Source organism: Thalassovita mediterranea (genome assembly GCF_001458435.1).
Taxonomy (GTDB): Bacteria; Pseudomonadota; Alphaproteobacteria; order Rhodobacterales; family Rhodobacteraceae; genus Thalassobius; species Thalassobius mediterraneus.
The window spans coordinates 40,394-53,707 of record NZ_CYSF01000001.1 but is presented as its reverse complement, the minus strand read 5'-3'; the positions used below and the strand labels follow the sequence as shown (position 1 = coordinate 53,707).

Below are 13,314 nucleotides of genomic sequence, written 5' to 3'. Positions count from 1 at the left end.
GGGTATGGCTGAACTCTTTGCGTATACCGATGGAGCGTGCTCCGGCAATCCCGGCCCCGGCGGCTGGGGTGTGTTGCTGCGGGCAATGGATGGGGACACCGTGCTGAAAGAGCGCGAGTTGAAAGGGGGCGAGGCGGCTACCACCAACAACCAGATGGAACTGATGGCGGCAATCTCGGCGCTTGAAGCGTTGGAGCGCCCCTCGACCCTGACCGTTGTGACCGACAGCGCCTATGTGAAAAACGGTGTCACCGGCTGGATCTTCGGCTGGAAGCGGAACGGCTGGAAAACCTCGAACAAGAAGCCGGTGAAAAACGTCGAGCTGTGGCAACGGCTGGATGCCGCGCAAAGCCGCCACACCGTCACATGGCAATGGGTCAAAGGCCACGCGGGCCACCCCGAAAACGAACGCGCTGATGAGCTGGCCCGCGCCGGCATGGCGCCGTTCAAAGACTGATCCGATGCCAGAGGCACTGACCCTTCAGGTGCTGCTGGACACCGCGTCTGTGCTGATCTTTGCGCTTACCGGCGCATTGGTGGCATCGCGAGCGCAGCTGGATCTGATCGGTTTTTTGTTCATCGCGGCCCTCACCGCATTGGGCGGCGGCACTTTGCGCGATGTGTTGTTGGACCGCAACCCGCTGTTCTGGATCGGCGCGCCGTGGTTTCTGGGCGTTGCGGTGTTTGCCGCCACCTTGGTGTTTTTCACGGCCCACCTGCTGGAGAGCCGCTATCGCGCGCTGCTGTGGCTGGACAGCCTAGCCCTCGCTGTTGCGGTGCCTGCGGGTGCGGCTGTGGCGCTGGATCTGGGCAGTCATTGGGCCATTGTGGTGGTCATGGGCGTGGCAACCGGCACCTTTGGCGGGCTGATGCGCGATGTGGTCTGCAACGAAGTGCCGCTAATCCTGAAACAGGGAGAGCTGTATGTGACAGCTGCCGCCCTTGGGGCATTGGCCACAATCATTGTAACTATGGTGGGCTTTGGCGGTGGTCCTGCCCTGATCGCTGGCGGTGTGGCAACATGGGCACTGCGTGCTGGATCGCTGCATTTCGGCTGGGCGCTGCCCGTCTACAAAAGCCGGCCACCCCGTCAGTAAGCGCGCCGTGCTAACGGCGAAACTGTTGGTAGATCCAGATCAGCAGCATCGCGCCCAGAACGGCGCCGATCAGTCCCGCCGCCATGCCAGACACCACCAACAGAAAGCGCAGCACCAGCCCGCCAATCAACGCCCCCGCAATGCCAATCCCTATGGTGGCCATCAACGATGCCTCGACCCGCATCACCCGCGTGGCGATCAGGCCAGCGGCCGCACCGACGATGATCAGAAACAAAACAGGCATCGCGATCCCCTCTTACTTGCGCCAGCGCGTTGGCACGATGATCAGCGCCCCGATAGAGGCAAGGATCGCATCCACGCCCGGCGGGCCGAAGCTGATGCCGAACATGATCCGCACGAAGTAAAACAGGAACGCGCCGCCGACACAGATGATGATCGACGGCAGAATACCGTTGTGAGTGAAGCCGGTTTTTTCCACCAGATAGCCAAGGATACCCGCGATCACCACGGTGCCGATCAGGGTTGGAAACATGGCACGTGCCCTCCGGTTACAGCTGTGTGCCCTTGGGCAGCGGTAGACCGCGCAGGAACACCTCGGCATCTTGGGCCGCTTTGCCCGCACGTTGCAAGCGCAACAGTTGCACCGCACCCTCACCGCAAGCCACAGTCAGCGCATCATCCAGCACAGTGCCTGCCGCGCCGCTGCCATCCGCCAGACGCGAAGCCAGCAGTTTGATCCGCTGCCCCTCATATTCCACAAACGCACCCGGGAAGGGCGATAGGCCACGAATTTTGCGATCTACCTCAGCCGCAGGCGCGGACCAGTCAATCGCCGCCTCGGCCTTGTCGATCTTGCTGGCGTAGGTCACGCCCTCCTCCGGCTGAACCTCAGGCGTCAGATCAGGCAGACGCGACAGGGCCTCAACAATCAGGCTAGAGCCCATGACGGACAGGCGGTCATGCAATTGCGCGGTGGTTTCTTCGGCCTCAATCGCGGTGGCGTCACGCAGCAACACAGGACCAGTGTCCAGACCCGCCTCCATCTGCATGATGCAGATGCCGGTTTCTGCGTCACCGGACATGATCGCCCGATGGATCGGCGCCGCCCCGCGCCAGCGCGGCAGGAGGGAGGCGTGGATATTCAGACAGCCCCGCGCAGGCGCATCCAGAATGGCCTGCGGCAGCAGCAGGCCATAGGCGACAACGACCGCCACATCGGCGTTGAGGGCAGCAAATTCTGCCTGTTCCTCAGCACCTTTCAGCGACACAGGATGGCGCACGTCCAAACCCAGCTCCAACGCACGGGCGTGAACGGGGGTTGGACGCTCTTTTTTGCCGCGGCCTGCCTGACGCGGGGGTTGGCAGTAGACGGCTGCAATGTCATGGCCCGCCTCAACCAGCGCATCCAGAACCGGAACCGAAAACTCCGGCGTTCCCATAAAGACGACCCGCATTACCCCTGCTCCCTTATCTGTCTCAACCTGTCTGGCTTAGCGTGCTTTGCGCGACTTGCGGATCAGCATGTCGCGTTTGGTTTTGCTAAGATGATCGAAATACATCTTGCCGTTGATGTGGTCGATCTGGTGCTGCACCGAGGTCGCCCAAAGGCCGACAAAATCTCGCTCTTCCATCTCACCCTGTTCGTTCATGAAGCGCACCGTCACCGTACGCGGGCGCGAGATTTTGGCAGATACGCCCACCAAGTTCGGGCTGGCCTCATCATGCTCGCGCGGCTGGACGGAGGCATGCAGGATCTCTGGGTTAGCCATACGGACGGGCTGATTGCCCTCCTCCGTCGCGTCCACCACAATCAAGCGCAGCATTTCACCAATCTGGTTCGCGCCCATACCGACACCGGGCATCGCGTACATCGTATCGATCAGATCATCCCAGACCTGACGCACGTGATCGGTGATTTCAGCCACAGGTTCCGCCGCAGTGCGCAGGCGTTTGTCGGGCCAGGGAATACATTTGCGCACGGTCATTGCTGCGCCTCCTTATATGCGGCTTCCAGCCGGGTGCGGTCATCGGGCGACAAGTGGTCAAAAATCACCTTGCCGTTCAGGTGGTCTAGTTCATGCTGGGCGCATTTTGCTTCAAAGCCTGTCATCTCACGTCGGTGGTGCTGTCCGTCGAGGTCAAGCCATGTCATCACAACCGAGGCCGGGCGGGACACGTCCATCGGCACATCGGGGATAGACAAACAGCCCTCAACACCGCCCACCAAGTTATCAGAGGCCGAGACTATCTCAGGATTGATCAGAACCTGCGGCGCGCGCACGCCCTCTTTCCAATCGCAATCCATCACGAAAATCCGCTGCATCACACCCACCTGCGGACCGGCCAGACCACGGCCCGGCGCGGCATACATCGTGTCCAGCATATCAGCGGCCAGCCCCCGCAAATCCGCACCCTCTGGCACCGGATCGCAAACCTGCTGCAATCGCGGGTCAGGCCAGTGCAGAACCTCGAGCACCGCCATGATCAGCCACGCGCCAGTTCGCGTTTCAGCTTCTGCATCTTGCGGGTGATCATCTGCCGTTTCAGCGGCTTCAGATAGTCGATGAACAGCTTGCCATCGAGGTGGTCAATTTCATGCTGCACACAGGTCGCCCAGAGATCGCGGAAGGTGTCTTCCTGCTCTGCCCCGTCGCGGTCCATCCAACGCACGGTCACCTCTGCAGGGCGGATCACCTCGGCAAACTGATCGGGGATCGACAGGCAGCCCTCGTCATAAGAGGACATTTCATCTGAACGCGCGATGATTTCAGGATTGAACATCACCAGCGGCTGATCTGCCTCTTCCTGTGCGGTGCAATCCAGCGTGATCACCCGATGCAGCACACCGATCTGCGGCGCGGCTAGACCGATGCCTGGCGCGTCATACATGGTTTCCAGCATGTCGTCCGCCAGCACACGCAATTCATCACTCATATCCGCAACGGGATCACAAAGCTTTTTCAGGCGCGGGTCGGGGTGGATCAGGATCTTACGTTTCATGGTGTGGATGTAGGCCAAGGCGACTTGCGGCGCAATGGTCCCTGCATGCCACAACAACGCGTTTTCCCGTGTTTTTACGGAGAATTCGCCCCCACTTGTGCGATTACTGCCAGTTCCGGCGCCGCCTGTGCGCCAATCCACAAGAAAGCGGGCATTGCGCGCTTGTTCCCGCCCCCGTCTTGGCCCTAGGCTCCGCCCTCAGAACCGCTGAGAACCTAAATTGCAGCGACAAGATACTCCGAAGGGAACATTCATGAATTTCGACGAAATCCACAACCGCGTTGGCACCCATTCCGTCAAGTGGGACATGATGGAAATGCTCTATGGCGTTTCGCCTGAGGACGGGCTGTCCATGTGGGTGGCGGATATGGATTTCCAAGCGGCCGAACCAATCCAGAACGCGCTGAAGGCAATGTTGGATCACGGCATTTTCGGCTACTACGGCGACGATGCCAGCTATCGTGCGGCGATCTGTTGGTGGATGGAAAACCGCCACGGCTGGACGGTCGATCCGGCGTCAATCTTCACCACTCATGGTCTGGTGAACGGCACAGGCGTCTGTGTTGATGCCTTTACCCAAGAAGGCGATGGCGTGGTGCTGATGGCACCGGTTTACCACGCCTTCGCCCGCGTCATCACCGCCGCTGGCCGCCGCGTGGTCGAATGCGATCTGCGCAATGACAATGGCCGCTACGAAATGGATTTCGACGCCTGGGATCAGCAGATGGACGGTTCGGAAAAGATGCTGATCCTGTGTTCGCCGCATAACCCCGGTGGCCGCGTCTGGACCCGCGAAGAGCTGGAAGGCGTTCTGGCCTTTGCCAAGCGTCATGACCTCATTCTGGTGTCTGATGAGATCCACCATGATCTGGTGTTCCCCGGTGCCACACACATTCCGATGGCCAATATCGACGGTGCAGAGGAGCGGCTGGTGATGATGACTTCGCCCTCCAAAACCTTCAACATCGCAGGCACCCATTGTGGTCAGGTGATCATTCCCGACACCAAACTGCGCGCCAAATTTGCGAGCCGTATGGCCGCCCTAGGCCTGTCCCCTAACGCCTTCGGCCTGCACGCGACCGAAGCCGCCTATTCCCCCGAGGGGGCCAAATGGGCCGATGCGGTGCTGGACTATATCGACGGCAATCGCAAACTGTTCGACGAAGGGATCAACGCCATTCCCGGCCTTGCCTCTATGCCGATGGAGGCCACCTATCTGGCCTGGGTCGATTTTTCCGGCACCGGTATGTCGATGGGCGAGTTCACCAAACGGGTGGAGAAAGACGCCAAGATCGCCGTCAACCACGGCCCGACGTTCGGCTCCGGCGGTGATAACTTCTTGCGCTTCAACCTCGCCACCCCCCGCGCCCATGTGGAGGAAGCGGTGAAGCGCATGCAGGCCGCCTTTGGCGATCTGCAATGATATGACAGTTGGGCGCCCTGCCGTTCGCAGGGCGTCTACCCACCGCGATGCAGTTGGCGGAAGGCACGCGGTGACAGGTCTGTGTTGGCCTCAAAACTGCGGGTAAACGCACTGCGGGAGGCAAAGCCGACCATTTCCGCAATCCGTTTCACCGGCAGATCCGTATCGCGCAATAACCCCGCCGCCTGGCGCATCCGCAGGGCCCGCAGCAGGTCCATTGGACCAGACCCGTAGGCCTCGGTAAAGCGTTTGGCAAAGGCGGAGCGGCTCATGAACACGCTTTCAGCCAAGCTCTCAACCGAATGGTTGGCGCCGGGTTCATCCAGCATCGCCCGCAGAGCGTTCCACAACATCGGATCCGCCAGTGCCGCCATCCATTCCAGCTGCCGTCCTGTTGCCAGACGTTTGCGCAGCATCTCGATCACGCATTGGGTCAGTAGGGCGCGGATCATCGCGCGGCTGCCCATCTTGGGGTTTGAAATCTCACACAATAGCCCCTGCAACGCACCCTGCATGGCACTGGTTTCACCGATCCGTTCCACCAATGGTTCACGGATCAGGTCGATCACATCACTGACACCACGCAGCCCCACGCGGATGCGCCCACATAGCGCGGTCATCTGATCGCCCCCTGCCGGACCTTCGCCTGCCATCAACCGTGCCAGATGCAACTGCGCCGGCTGGCATTCCGGCACCGGATCGCGGGAGGTGCCGTAGCTGCGCAAGGAATGGTGCTGCAACGCAGGGATCAGCACCAGTGATCCCCGCGCCACCCGCAACGGCGGTTGATTGCCAAAGGCAATTTCCCCCTCACCAGACAGGATATAATGCAATGTAGCCGACGCATCCTGCGACAGGCCAATGTTGCATTCGCCCTTCAGCTCGCACAGGGCGAAGGGATCGGTGGTGATCTCAAGATCATTGAACAGATTGTCGTAACGCATATCGGCTTGTAGCATCTGCTGGACGGTTGGGCACCTTTTTCACATCAAGGGCACGCCATACGGACGAAAAGGCACATCACCTCCCGTACCTCTATGAACACTGTAACTCATTGGAGGAATGACTGATGTGCAATTGCCATGATCACGACCCGAAAAAGGCAAACCAGCCCGCCCACGGCATGACCCGCCGCGCTGCCCTGCGTGGGGGCTTTGCCGCCACCACCGCTGCAGCGGCCGCAACCTTTGCCAGCGCGCAAGGCGCCGCAGCAATGGACAAGAGCCCCTACGCGGAGCCAGCAGAACCTGCCCTGCCCCCGTCGGACATGAAACTGGACCTTAGCCGCGCGGCACTGGTGGTGATCGATCCGCAAATCGACTTCCTCCACCCCAAAGGCGTGACCTGGGGTGTCATCGGCCCGAGCGTCGAAGAGCACAACACCGTGCAGAACATCGAAACCCTGTTCAAATCGGCCAAGCAGCACGACATCACCACCGCCGTGTCGCCGCACTACTACTACCCCACCGACCATTCGTGGAAGTTTGAGGGCGCACTGGAAAAGCTGATGCACAAAATCGGCATGTTCAACCGCGCGGGCCCGCTGGATCTGGACGGGTTCGAAGGATCGGGTGCCGACTGGATGCCGCAGTACAAACAGTACATCGAAGATGGCAAAACCATCGTCACCTCGCCGCACAAGGTCTATGGCAACGACACCAACGACCTCAGCCTGCAGCTGCGCAAACGTGGTGTGGATCAGGTGATTCTGGCCGGCATGTCCGCGAACCTCTGCGTAGAATCGCACATGCGTGAACTGCTGGAAGACGGGTTCGAGGTTGCCGTGGTCAAAGACGCCACTGCCGCCGCCAAAGTGCCCGAAGGCGACGGTTACCTCGCCGCGCTGATCAACTTCCGCTACATGGCCAACGCGGTCTGGAGCACCGAAGAAGCGGTTGCACAGATCAACGCTGCGGCCTGATCGCAACACACAGCATCCCGATCCGCGGCAGCACCCACTCCGCCGCCGCGGACTTTGGATGTCGGTCTGGTTTGGCCGCGCGCGGCCACTGTGAACCTGTCTCCCCAGACAATCCACCAGAACGACAAAGCGGGCCTTAGGGCCCGCTTTTCAAATCACAGTTGATAGACCCCGCCACTTAGAGGCGCGGCGCCTCGATCAAACCGCTGACCTCAATTTCTTCTTCCACAAAATCAGACGGCTGTTTGCCACTGATCGCAGTCAGCCGTTTGAATTCATAGCACATCTGGCCCGCCTCTTCGGCACAGGCGAGGATCAAACACTGATAGAGGTGTTCGCCACGATCATAGAGGTCAACATACCCGCGCAGGTGGGGTGCAGTTTCCGCATCCAGCGCAAATCCAGTGTCCCAAAACCGCAGCACACGATAGGTCTGACCGTCTGCTTCCACCAGCATTTTGCTTTTGCGCTTCTGATCTTTTTTGCGTGCGGCATCCAGACCAGCCTGAACCTCTTTGGGCACATATGTTGTCATGTCGCGTTCTCCTCTTGTCCTCTAGGGTGACCATTTCGCCCCCTAGAGGTCAAGTAAAGCTTTGACGACGCAGCATTTCATGCCGCGTGGTCAAGCGTCGGATCATACCTTACTGGTCGATCGGCTCTTCCAGTACAGCGCCTTCGACGGGGCGCAGAACATGCGGCATGGACGGATCGTAGAGCGCGGAATCTTTGAAATCACGCACATTACCCAATGCAGGCCCCACCAGAATCAGCGCGGTGCGGGTGATCTTTTCCGCGCGCACTTTCTTGCGGATGTCGCTCAGCGTGCCTTTTATGAACATCTCATCCGGCCAGCCGACGCGGTAGCCGACCACAACCGGACAATCCTCGCCGTAGTAAGGCACCAATTGGCGCTCAATCTCACGCAGGTTGCGGATGCCAAGGTGGATCGCCAGCGTCGCACCGGTGCGTGCAAAGTTTTCCAGCGTCTCACCCTCGGGCATCGAGGTGGATTTCATCGATACACGGGTCAGGATGATCGACTGCGCCACTTCTGGGATGGTCAGCTCTTGGCCCAGAGCCGCGGCCATCGCCGCGTAGGCTGGCACGCCGGGGATCACCTCATAGGCGATGCCATCTGCCTTCAGGCGGCGGATCTGTTCGGCGATCGCACCATAGAGCGACGGATCGCCCGAATGCACCCGCGCCACATCTTCACCGCGTTCATGCGCAGCAACAATTTCAGCATGGGTATCGTCCAGCGTCATTGGCGCAGTGTCCAACACGCGCGCGCCTTCGGGCGCACAGGCCACCACCTCTGGCGGCACCAGAGAGCCTGCGTAGAGGCACACAGGACACTCACCGATCACCCGTTCGGCCTTCTTGGTCAGCAGTTCAGGGTCCCCCGGACCCGCCCCGATAAAGTAAACGGTCATGCGCCGCGCCCCTCTTTCAATGTTCCCCAAATACTCATTTCGCTGCCTTGCCAGACAGATCGCCGTCGATTTTGCGCGCGTAGCCACGCGGCGTGAACATGCGCGGGCCTTCGCCCAGTTCCGCCAGACGCGAGTTGCTGGAGCCGATCAGAACCACGGTCAGCATGTCAACCTCATCCACCTCCAGCTGGTCCAGACGGCGGTAGCGCACATATTCCTCTGGACGGCCCAGCGACGATGCCAGCATCACTGGCGTATCGGCCGGACGGTGTTGCAGCAGGATATCGCGCGCCTCTGCCAGCAGGGTGCGGCGGGTTTTCGACACCGGATTGTAGAAGGCGATGACAAAATCGCCCTCGGCAGCCGCTTTCAGGCGGCGCAGAATATCATCGCGCGGGGTCAGCAGATCCGACAGCGAGATGGTGCAGAAGTCGTGACCCAAAGGCGCGCCCGCACGGGCCGCAGCGCCTTGCAGCGCAGACACACCCGGCGAACAGACAACCTCAACCCGATGCGCGGCGTCGGATACACCATGTTCATCCGGCCCACGGTCCAACAGTTCAAAGACCAGCGCGCCCATCGCGTAGATGCCTGCATCACCGGAACAAACCAGCGCGACGTTCTTACCCTTCGCCGCCTGTTCCAGCGCGTAACGGCAACGCGCCTCTTCGCCGCCCAGCGGGAAGTCGGAACGTTCTTTGCCAGCCGCCAGCGGGCCCAGCAGATCAATGTAGAGGCCATAGCCCACCAGCTCTTCAGCCTCCGCCACCAGACGCGACACCTCGGGCGTGCGCCATGCGGATTGGCCGGGGCCGATGCCAACGACAGACAGGCGACCACGGGCGCGGCCCGCGATATCCAGCACCGGTGAAACAGCCATCGCCAGCGCGGCGGTGCCCATTGCGGTTTTACGCTTCGGCTCTGTCAGGGTGACGGCAGCGCCGCCTGCGGCCAGCGCGGCGTTTTCGGCCACACCGTGGGTGCCAATTTCGGCAAAAACCACGTCGGACGAGGTTGCACAGCGCGGCGTTTCCGCGTCCAACTCTGCCGCGGTGAACAGGCGCAGCGGCACGTTGAATTTCGCCGCCAGCGCGTTCATCGCGGGCTCATCTGCCTTCAGATCTGCCGTGGCAATCGCCGCCAGCGCACCGCTTGCAACACCGGCGTCAGACAGCAGCTCTGCCACCAGACCATCCAGCTCCTCCGCCGGACAGTTGCGCGAACAGCCGACGCCCAGAACCGCATGTTGCGGGTGGAAGACCAGCGTGGTTTCATCCGTCACTTCAACGGGCGCAACAGTGGCGTGAATGGTCACACCATCACCCTTGGGCAGGCCGGACAGCCAATCAGCAGCCTCTGCCGCCTCACCCACAACAGATGCACCTGCACCGGACAACAGCGCAGCCATTGCCGCCTTGGCATTGTCAGGGTTGGCCAGAACCCAGCCTTGGGGCGGTTCATCCAGCGCAACACCCATTGCCACGTCGCCAGCGGTGGTAACAGCGGCGGTGGCGTTCAGCGCCTCAGCGATCTGACCGGCCAGACGGTTGGCACCGCGATGACCACCCAGCAGCGGCACCACAACAGACCCGTCATCGGAAACCGACACAACGGGGGGCTCTGCACGTTTGTCACTCAGCATCGGGGCCACGGCGCGGATCAGGATGCCCGAGGCACAGACGCCCACAACGGGAACGCCAGCGGTGAACAGATCACGCGCGTGATCCAATGCGTTCGGGAAGAAGGCATCGGCCTCTGCCACCCGGCCCTCGCGGCCATGCAATTCAGCACCCAGCAGATCGGCAACCTTGCGCGCCACCGCTTCGCCCGAGGCGCTCAACGCCAGTACAACCGGCTTTACGTTTTCATTTCCGGCGGTCACAGCCATGGGTCGCCCCCTTTTACGAGTAGGATCATAGAGAAATACGGCGCCTTCTCCGGCGCCTCGCTCAGCGGGCAAACCACCTCTTCGGGCAGGCTTGCACGCTCGATATACTTGGCTTTGTCAGTCAGGCCGAGGTCCGCAATCACCGCGCGAATCTTGTCCAGATGGCGGCCGACCTTCATGATTGCCACGCTTTCCGCACCTTCGATGCGTGCGCGCAGCTCCGCCTCGGGCAAGGGGCCCGGCAGGACGGTCAGCCGTTCGTTGCGCGCCACCAGCGGCACACCGGCACGGGCGGCACATGTGGTGATCGACGTGACGCCCGGCACCACCTCGACCTCAAACTGTTCAGACAGGCGGGCAAAGAGGTACATGAACGAGCCGTAGAAAAACGGATCGCCCTCACACAGGCAGATCACGTCCTGACCACCTGCCAGCGCCTCGGCAATTTCAGCCGCGCCTTGGTCATAGGCGGCCTGTGCAGGGCCGCGTTCTACGGTCATCGGCACGTCCATCACGATCTCACGCGCGCCTGCGGGGATCACATCCGCCGCGATGGCGCGGGCGAAACTGTCGCCGCCTGCCAATGCAGGGTAGGCCACCACCGCTGCGTTTGAAATCAGGCGATGGGCGCGCAGGGTCATCAGGTCGGGATCCCCCGGCCCCAGACCGACGCCATAGAGTTTACCGCTAGGTTTTGCAGTCATCGTTTGATCAGACTCCATTGTGTGACGGTGCGCAGGGGTTTCCAACCACTCAAGGGGCCGATCGCCTCGGCACGCTGGACTGAAATTTTGACCAGCTCACCGCCAAATTCTTTCTGCAAGGCAACAAGCGTTGTCTCGCTTTCAATTGTGACCGCATTGGCAACCAAACGGCCAAGGGGACGCAGGGCATTCCACGCATGTTCAAAGGTTTCACGGCTGAGGCCGCCACCGATGAACACCGCATCGGGCGCAGGCAAGCCGTCCAGTGCGTCGGGCACCTTGCCCTCCACCAATTGCAGCTTGGGCACGCCCAGCGCCAATGCGTTTGCCGCCGCTAGGGCGCGGCGATCTGCACGCGGTTCGATACCGATGGCGCGGGCATAAGCCGCAGCGCGCATCCATTCCACCGCCACCGATCCACAGCCAGTACCGATGTCCCACAACAGCGCCCCGCGCATCGGCATCAGCTTGGCCAATGTGGCGGCGCGCACCTCTTGCTTGGTCATGGTGCCGTCGTTTTGGAACAGCTCATCCGCCAGTCCGGGAACACGTGGCAGCAGCGCCGCATCGGGTGCGGCAACGCATTCAACCGCCAATGTGTTGAACGGCGGCACGTCGTGATCCCACGCCTCTGCCACACCTTCAAAGCGTGCCTCATCCGCGCCGCCCATATTGGACAGCACCGTCATCCGCGATTTTCCGAAACCGCGATCTGTTAGGAAGGCCGCGATCTTGGTCGGTGTTTCGGACCCCGTTGTCAGGATCAACAAACGCGCCGATGGCTGAATAAAGGCGATCATCTGTTCGACCGGACGGCCATGCACCGTCAGGGTTTCCAGATCCGCCATCGACCAGCCCAGCCGTGCCGCAGCCAGCTGAAACGCCCCCACCTGCGGGTGATAGACCAGTTCGGCCGGATCCATCTGGCGGCCAATGCTGGCACCGACCGAGAACCAAAGGGGATCGCCAGTGGCCAGAACCACCACACGTTTGCCTTTCAGCCCCTTCAACATGCCAATCAGCGCATTGAAAGGTGAAGGCCACGCCAGACGTTCGGCGGTTACAGCGGCGGACAATTCGTGGTGACGCTCACCGCCCACGATCACCTCCGCCGCCTCAACAACGGCGCGGGTGGCGGGCATCAGCCCGTCCATGCCATCCTCGCCAATGCCGACGATATGCAGCCAGGGATCGACCTTGGGGGCTGTCATCAGGCCTTCTCCTCGGGCAGGCCAGCGGCCAGCGCGTTGACGGCGGCAGAGGCGATTGCGGACCCGCCACGACGCCCGCGCAGGGCAACGAAATCACAGCCACGCGGGTTGGCGGCCAGTTCTGCCTTGCTCTCTGCCGCGCCGACGAAGCCGACGGGGAAGCCAAGGATCGCCGCAGGTTTGGGCGCGCCCTGATCCAGCAGTTCCAGCAGGTGGAACAGCGCGGTGGGGGCGTTGCCGATGGCGACAACAGCGCCGTCCAGATGATCCGCCCACAGCTCGACCGCAGCGGCGGAACGGGTGTTACCAATCTCTGCCGCCAAAGGCGGGGTGCGAGGATCGTTTAGGGTGACGATGACCTCATTCTCCGCAGGCAGGTAGCGACGGATGATGCCCGCGCCGACCATTTCGCAATCACACAGGATCGGTTTGCCCGCCTTCAATGCCGCGTTGCCCGCTGCATAGACATCAGGGGAAAAAGCTAGGCGGTCGGCAACCTCAACCATGCCGCAGGCGTGGATCAGCCGGATGGCAAGTCGCTGCATGCCTGGATCAAACCGGTCCAGTTTCGCCTCACGGCGCACGGTGGCAAAGCTTTCGGCGTAGATGGCCGAGGGGTCTTTTTCATAGGGTCGCATCTGGCCAACCTCTGTACGTGTGGCCGCCGGTGAAT

17 protein-coding genes are annotated in these 13,314 nt (G+C 61.4%); 4 read left to right on the top strand and 13 right to left on the bottom strand.

The annotated features are described in order from the left end of the window. The first annotated feature begins 4 nt into the window (after nt 1-4). Nucleotides 5-457, top strand: a complete 453-nt coding sequence (gene rnhA, locus TM5383_RS00280; RefSeq protein ID WP_058317049.1) for a ribonuclease HI — start codon at nt 5-7, stop codon at nt 455-457. Between the two features lie 16 nt (nt 458-473). Further along, nucleotides 474-1,097, top strand: a complete 624-nt coding sequence (locus tag TM5383_RS00275) for a trimeric intracellular cation channel family protein (RefSeq protein WP_058317246.1) — start codon at nt 474-476, stop codon at nt 1,095-1,097. A 10-nt stretch (nt 1,098-1,107) separates the two neighbouring features. Here TM5383_RS00275 and TM5383_RS00270 read toward each other — a convergent pair whose 3' ends face one another. The 6 genes from TM5383_RS00270 to def (TM5383_RS00245) are packed head-to-tail and all read right to left on the bottom strand — an operon-like array spanning nt 1,108 to nt 4,058. Continuing rightward, nucleotides 1,108-1,341, bottom strand: a complete 234-nt coding sequence (locus TM5383_RS00270; RefSeq protein ID WP_058317048.1) for a GlsB/YeaQ/YmgE family stress response membrane protein — start codon at nt 1,339-1,341, stop codon at nt 1,108-1,110. A gap of 12 nt (nt 1,342-1,353) precedes the next feature. Beyond that, nucleotides 1,354-1,590, bottom strand: coding sequence for a hypothetical protein (locus TM5383_RS00265; protein ID WP_058317047.1), 237 nt, complete (start codon nt 1,588-1,590; stop codon nt 1,354-1,356). 16 nt (nt 1,591-1,606) lie between these two features. Then, on the bottom strand, nt 1,607-2,512 hold the full coding sequence (gene fmt, locus TM5383_RS00260) for a methionyl-tRNA formyltransferase (protein WP_058317046.1): 906 nt from the start codon (nt 2,510-2,512) through the stop codon (nt 1,607-1,609). Between the two features lie 36 nt (nt 2,513-2,548). Next, a complete protein-coding gene (def, locus tag TM5383_RS00255; RefSeq protein WP_058317045.1) occupies nt 2,549-3,043 on the bottom strand; it encodes a peptide deformylase in 495 nt (164 codons plus the stop codon). Next, nucleotides 3,040-3,540: a peptide deformylase gene (def, locus tag TM5383_RS00250; RefSeq protein WP_058317044.1), complete on the bottom strand. Its 501-nt coding sequence runs from the start codon at nt 3,538-3,540 to the stop codon at nt 3,040-3,042. The genes def (TM5383_RS00255) and def (TM5383_RS00250) overlap by 4 nt, the downstream gene beginning before the upstream one ends. A 2-nt stretch (nt 3,541-3,542) precedes the next feature. Next, the gene (gene def, locus TM5383_RS00245) at nt 3,543-4,058 is read right to left on the bottom strand and encodes a peptide deformylase (RefSeq protein ID WP_058317245.1); all 516 of its coding nucleotides are present in this window, start codon (nt 4,056-4,058) and stop codon (nt 3,543-3,545) included. A 253-nt stretch (nt 4,059-4,311) separates the two neighbouring features. Between def (TM5383_RS00245) and TM5383_RS00240 the strand changes: the two genes are divergently transcribed. Continuing rightward, a complete protein-coding gene (locus TM5383_RS00240; RefSeq protein ID WP_058317043.1) occupies nt 4,312-5,481 on the top strand; it encodes a MalY/PatB family protein in 1,170 nt (389 codons plus the stop codon). Between the two features lie 35 nt (nt 5,482-5,516). Here TM5383_RS00240 and TM5383_RS00235 read toward each other — a convergent pair whose 3' ends face one another. Then, nucleotides 5,517-6,440 carry an AraC family transcriptional regulator gene (locus TM5383_RS00235; protein ID WP_058317042.1) on the bottom strand — a complete coding sequence of 308 codons (924 nt, stop codon included), beginning with the start codon at nt 6,438-6,440 and terminating at the stop codon, nt 5,517-5,519. 110 nt (nt 6,441-6,550) lie between these two features. Here TM5383_RS00235 and TM5383_RS00230 point away from each other — a divergent pair, with 110 nt between their 5' ends. Further along, a complete protein-coding gene (locus tag TM5383_RS00230; RefSeq protein ID WP_058317041.1) occupies nt 6,551-7,402 on the top strand; it encodes a cysteine hydrolase family protein in 852 nt (283 codons plus the stop codon). Nucleotides 7,403-7,580: 178 nt separating this feature from the next. Here TM5383_RS00230 and TM5383_RS00225 read toward each other — a convergent pair whose 3' ends face one another. The 6 genes from TM5383_RS00225 to TM5383_RS00200 form a co-directional block, all read right to left on the bottom strand. Beyond that, nucleotides 7,581-7,937 carry a hypothetical protein gene (locus TM5383_RS00225; protein ID WP_058317040.1) on the bottom strand — a complete coding sequence of 119 codons (357 nt, stop codon included), beginning with the start codon at nt 7,935-7,937 and terminating at the stop codon, nt 7,581-7,583. A gap of 109 nt (nt 7,938-8,046) precedes the next feature. After that, nucleotides 8,047-8,838 (bottom strand): precorrin-4 C(11)-methyltransferase, encoded by a 792-nt coding sequence (gene cobM / locus TM5383_RS00220; protein WP_058317039.1) that lies wholly within the window; start codon nt 8,836-8,838, stop codon nt 8,047-8,049. A gap of 34 nt (nt 8,839-8,872) precedes the next feature. Further along, nucleotides 8,873-10,726, bottom strand: coding sequence for a precorrin-3B C(17)-methyltransferase (gene cobJ, locus TM5383_RS00215; protein WP_058317038.1), 1,854 nt, complete (start codon nt 10,724-10,726; stop codon nt 8,873-8,875). Further along, nucleotides 10,717-11,430, bottom strand: coding sequence for a precorrin-2 C(20)-methyltransferase (gene cobI, locus TM5383_RS00210; protein ID WP_058317037.1), 714 nt, complete (start codon nt 11,428-11,430; stop codon nt 10,717-10,719). The genes cobJ and cobI overlap by 10 nt, the downstream gene beginning before the upstream one ends. Beyond that, the gene (locus TM5383_RS00205; RefSeq protein WP_058317036.1) at nt 11,427-12,641 is read right to left on the bottom strand and encodes a bifunctional cobalt-precorrin-7 (C(5))-methyltransferase/cobalt-precorrin-6B (C(15))-methyltransferase; all 1,215 of its coding nucleotides are present in this window, start codon (nt 12,639-12,641) and stop codon (nt 11,427-11,429) included. Before TM5383_RS00205 ends, cobI begins: the two co-directional genes overlap by 4 nt. Beyond that, a complete protein-coding gene (locus TM5383_RS00200; protein WP_058317035.1) occupies nt 12,641-13,279 on the bottom strand; it encodes a precorrin-8X methylmutase in 639 nt (212 codons plus the stop codon). The genes TM5383_RS00205 and TM5383_RS00200 overlap by 1 nt, the downstream gene beginning before the upstream one ends. Nucleotides 13,280-13,314 lie beyond the last annotated feature (35 nt).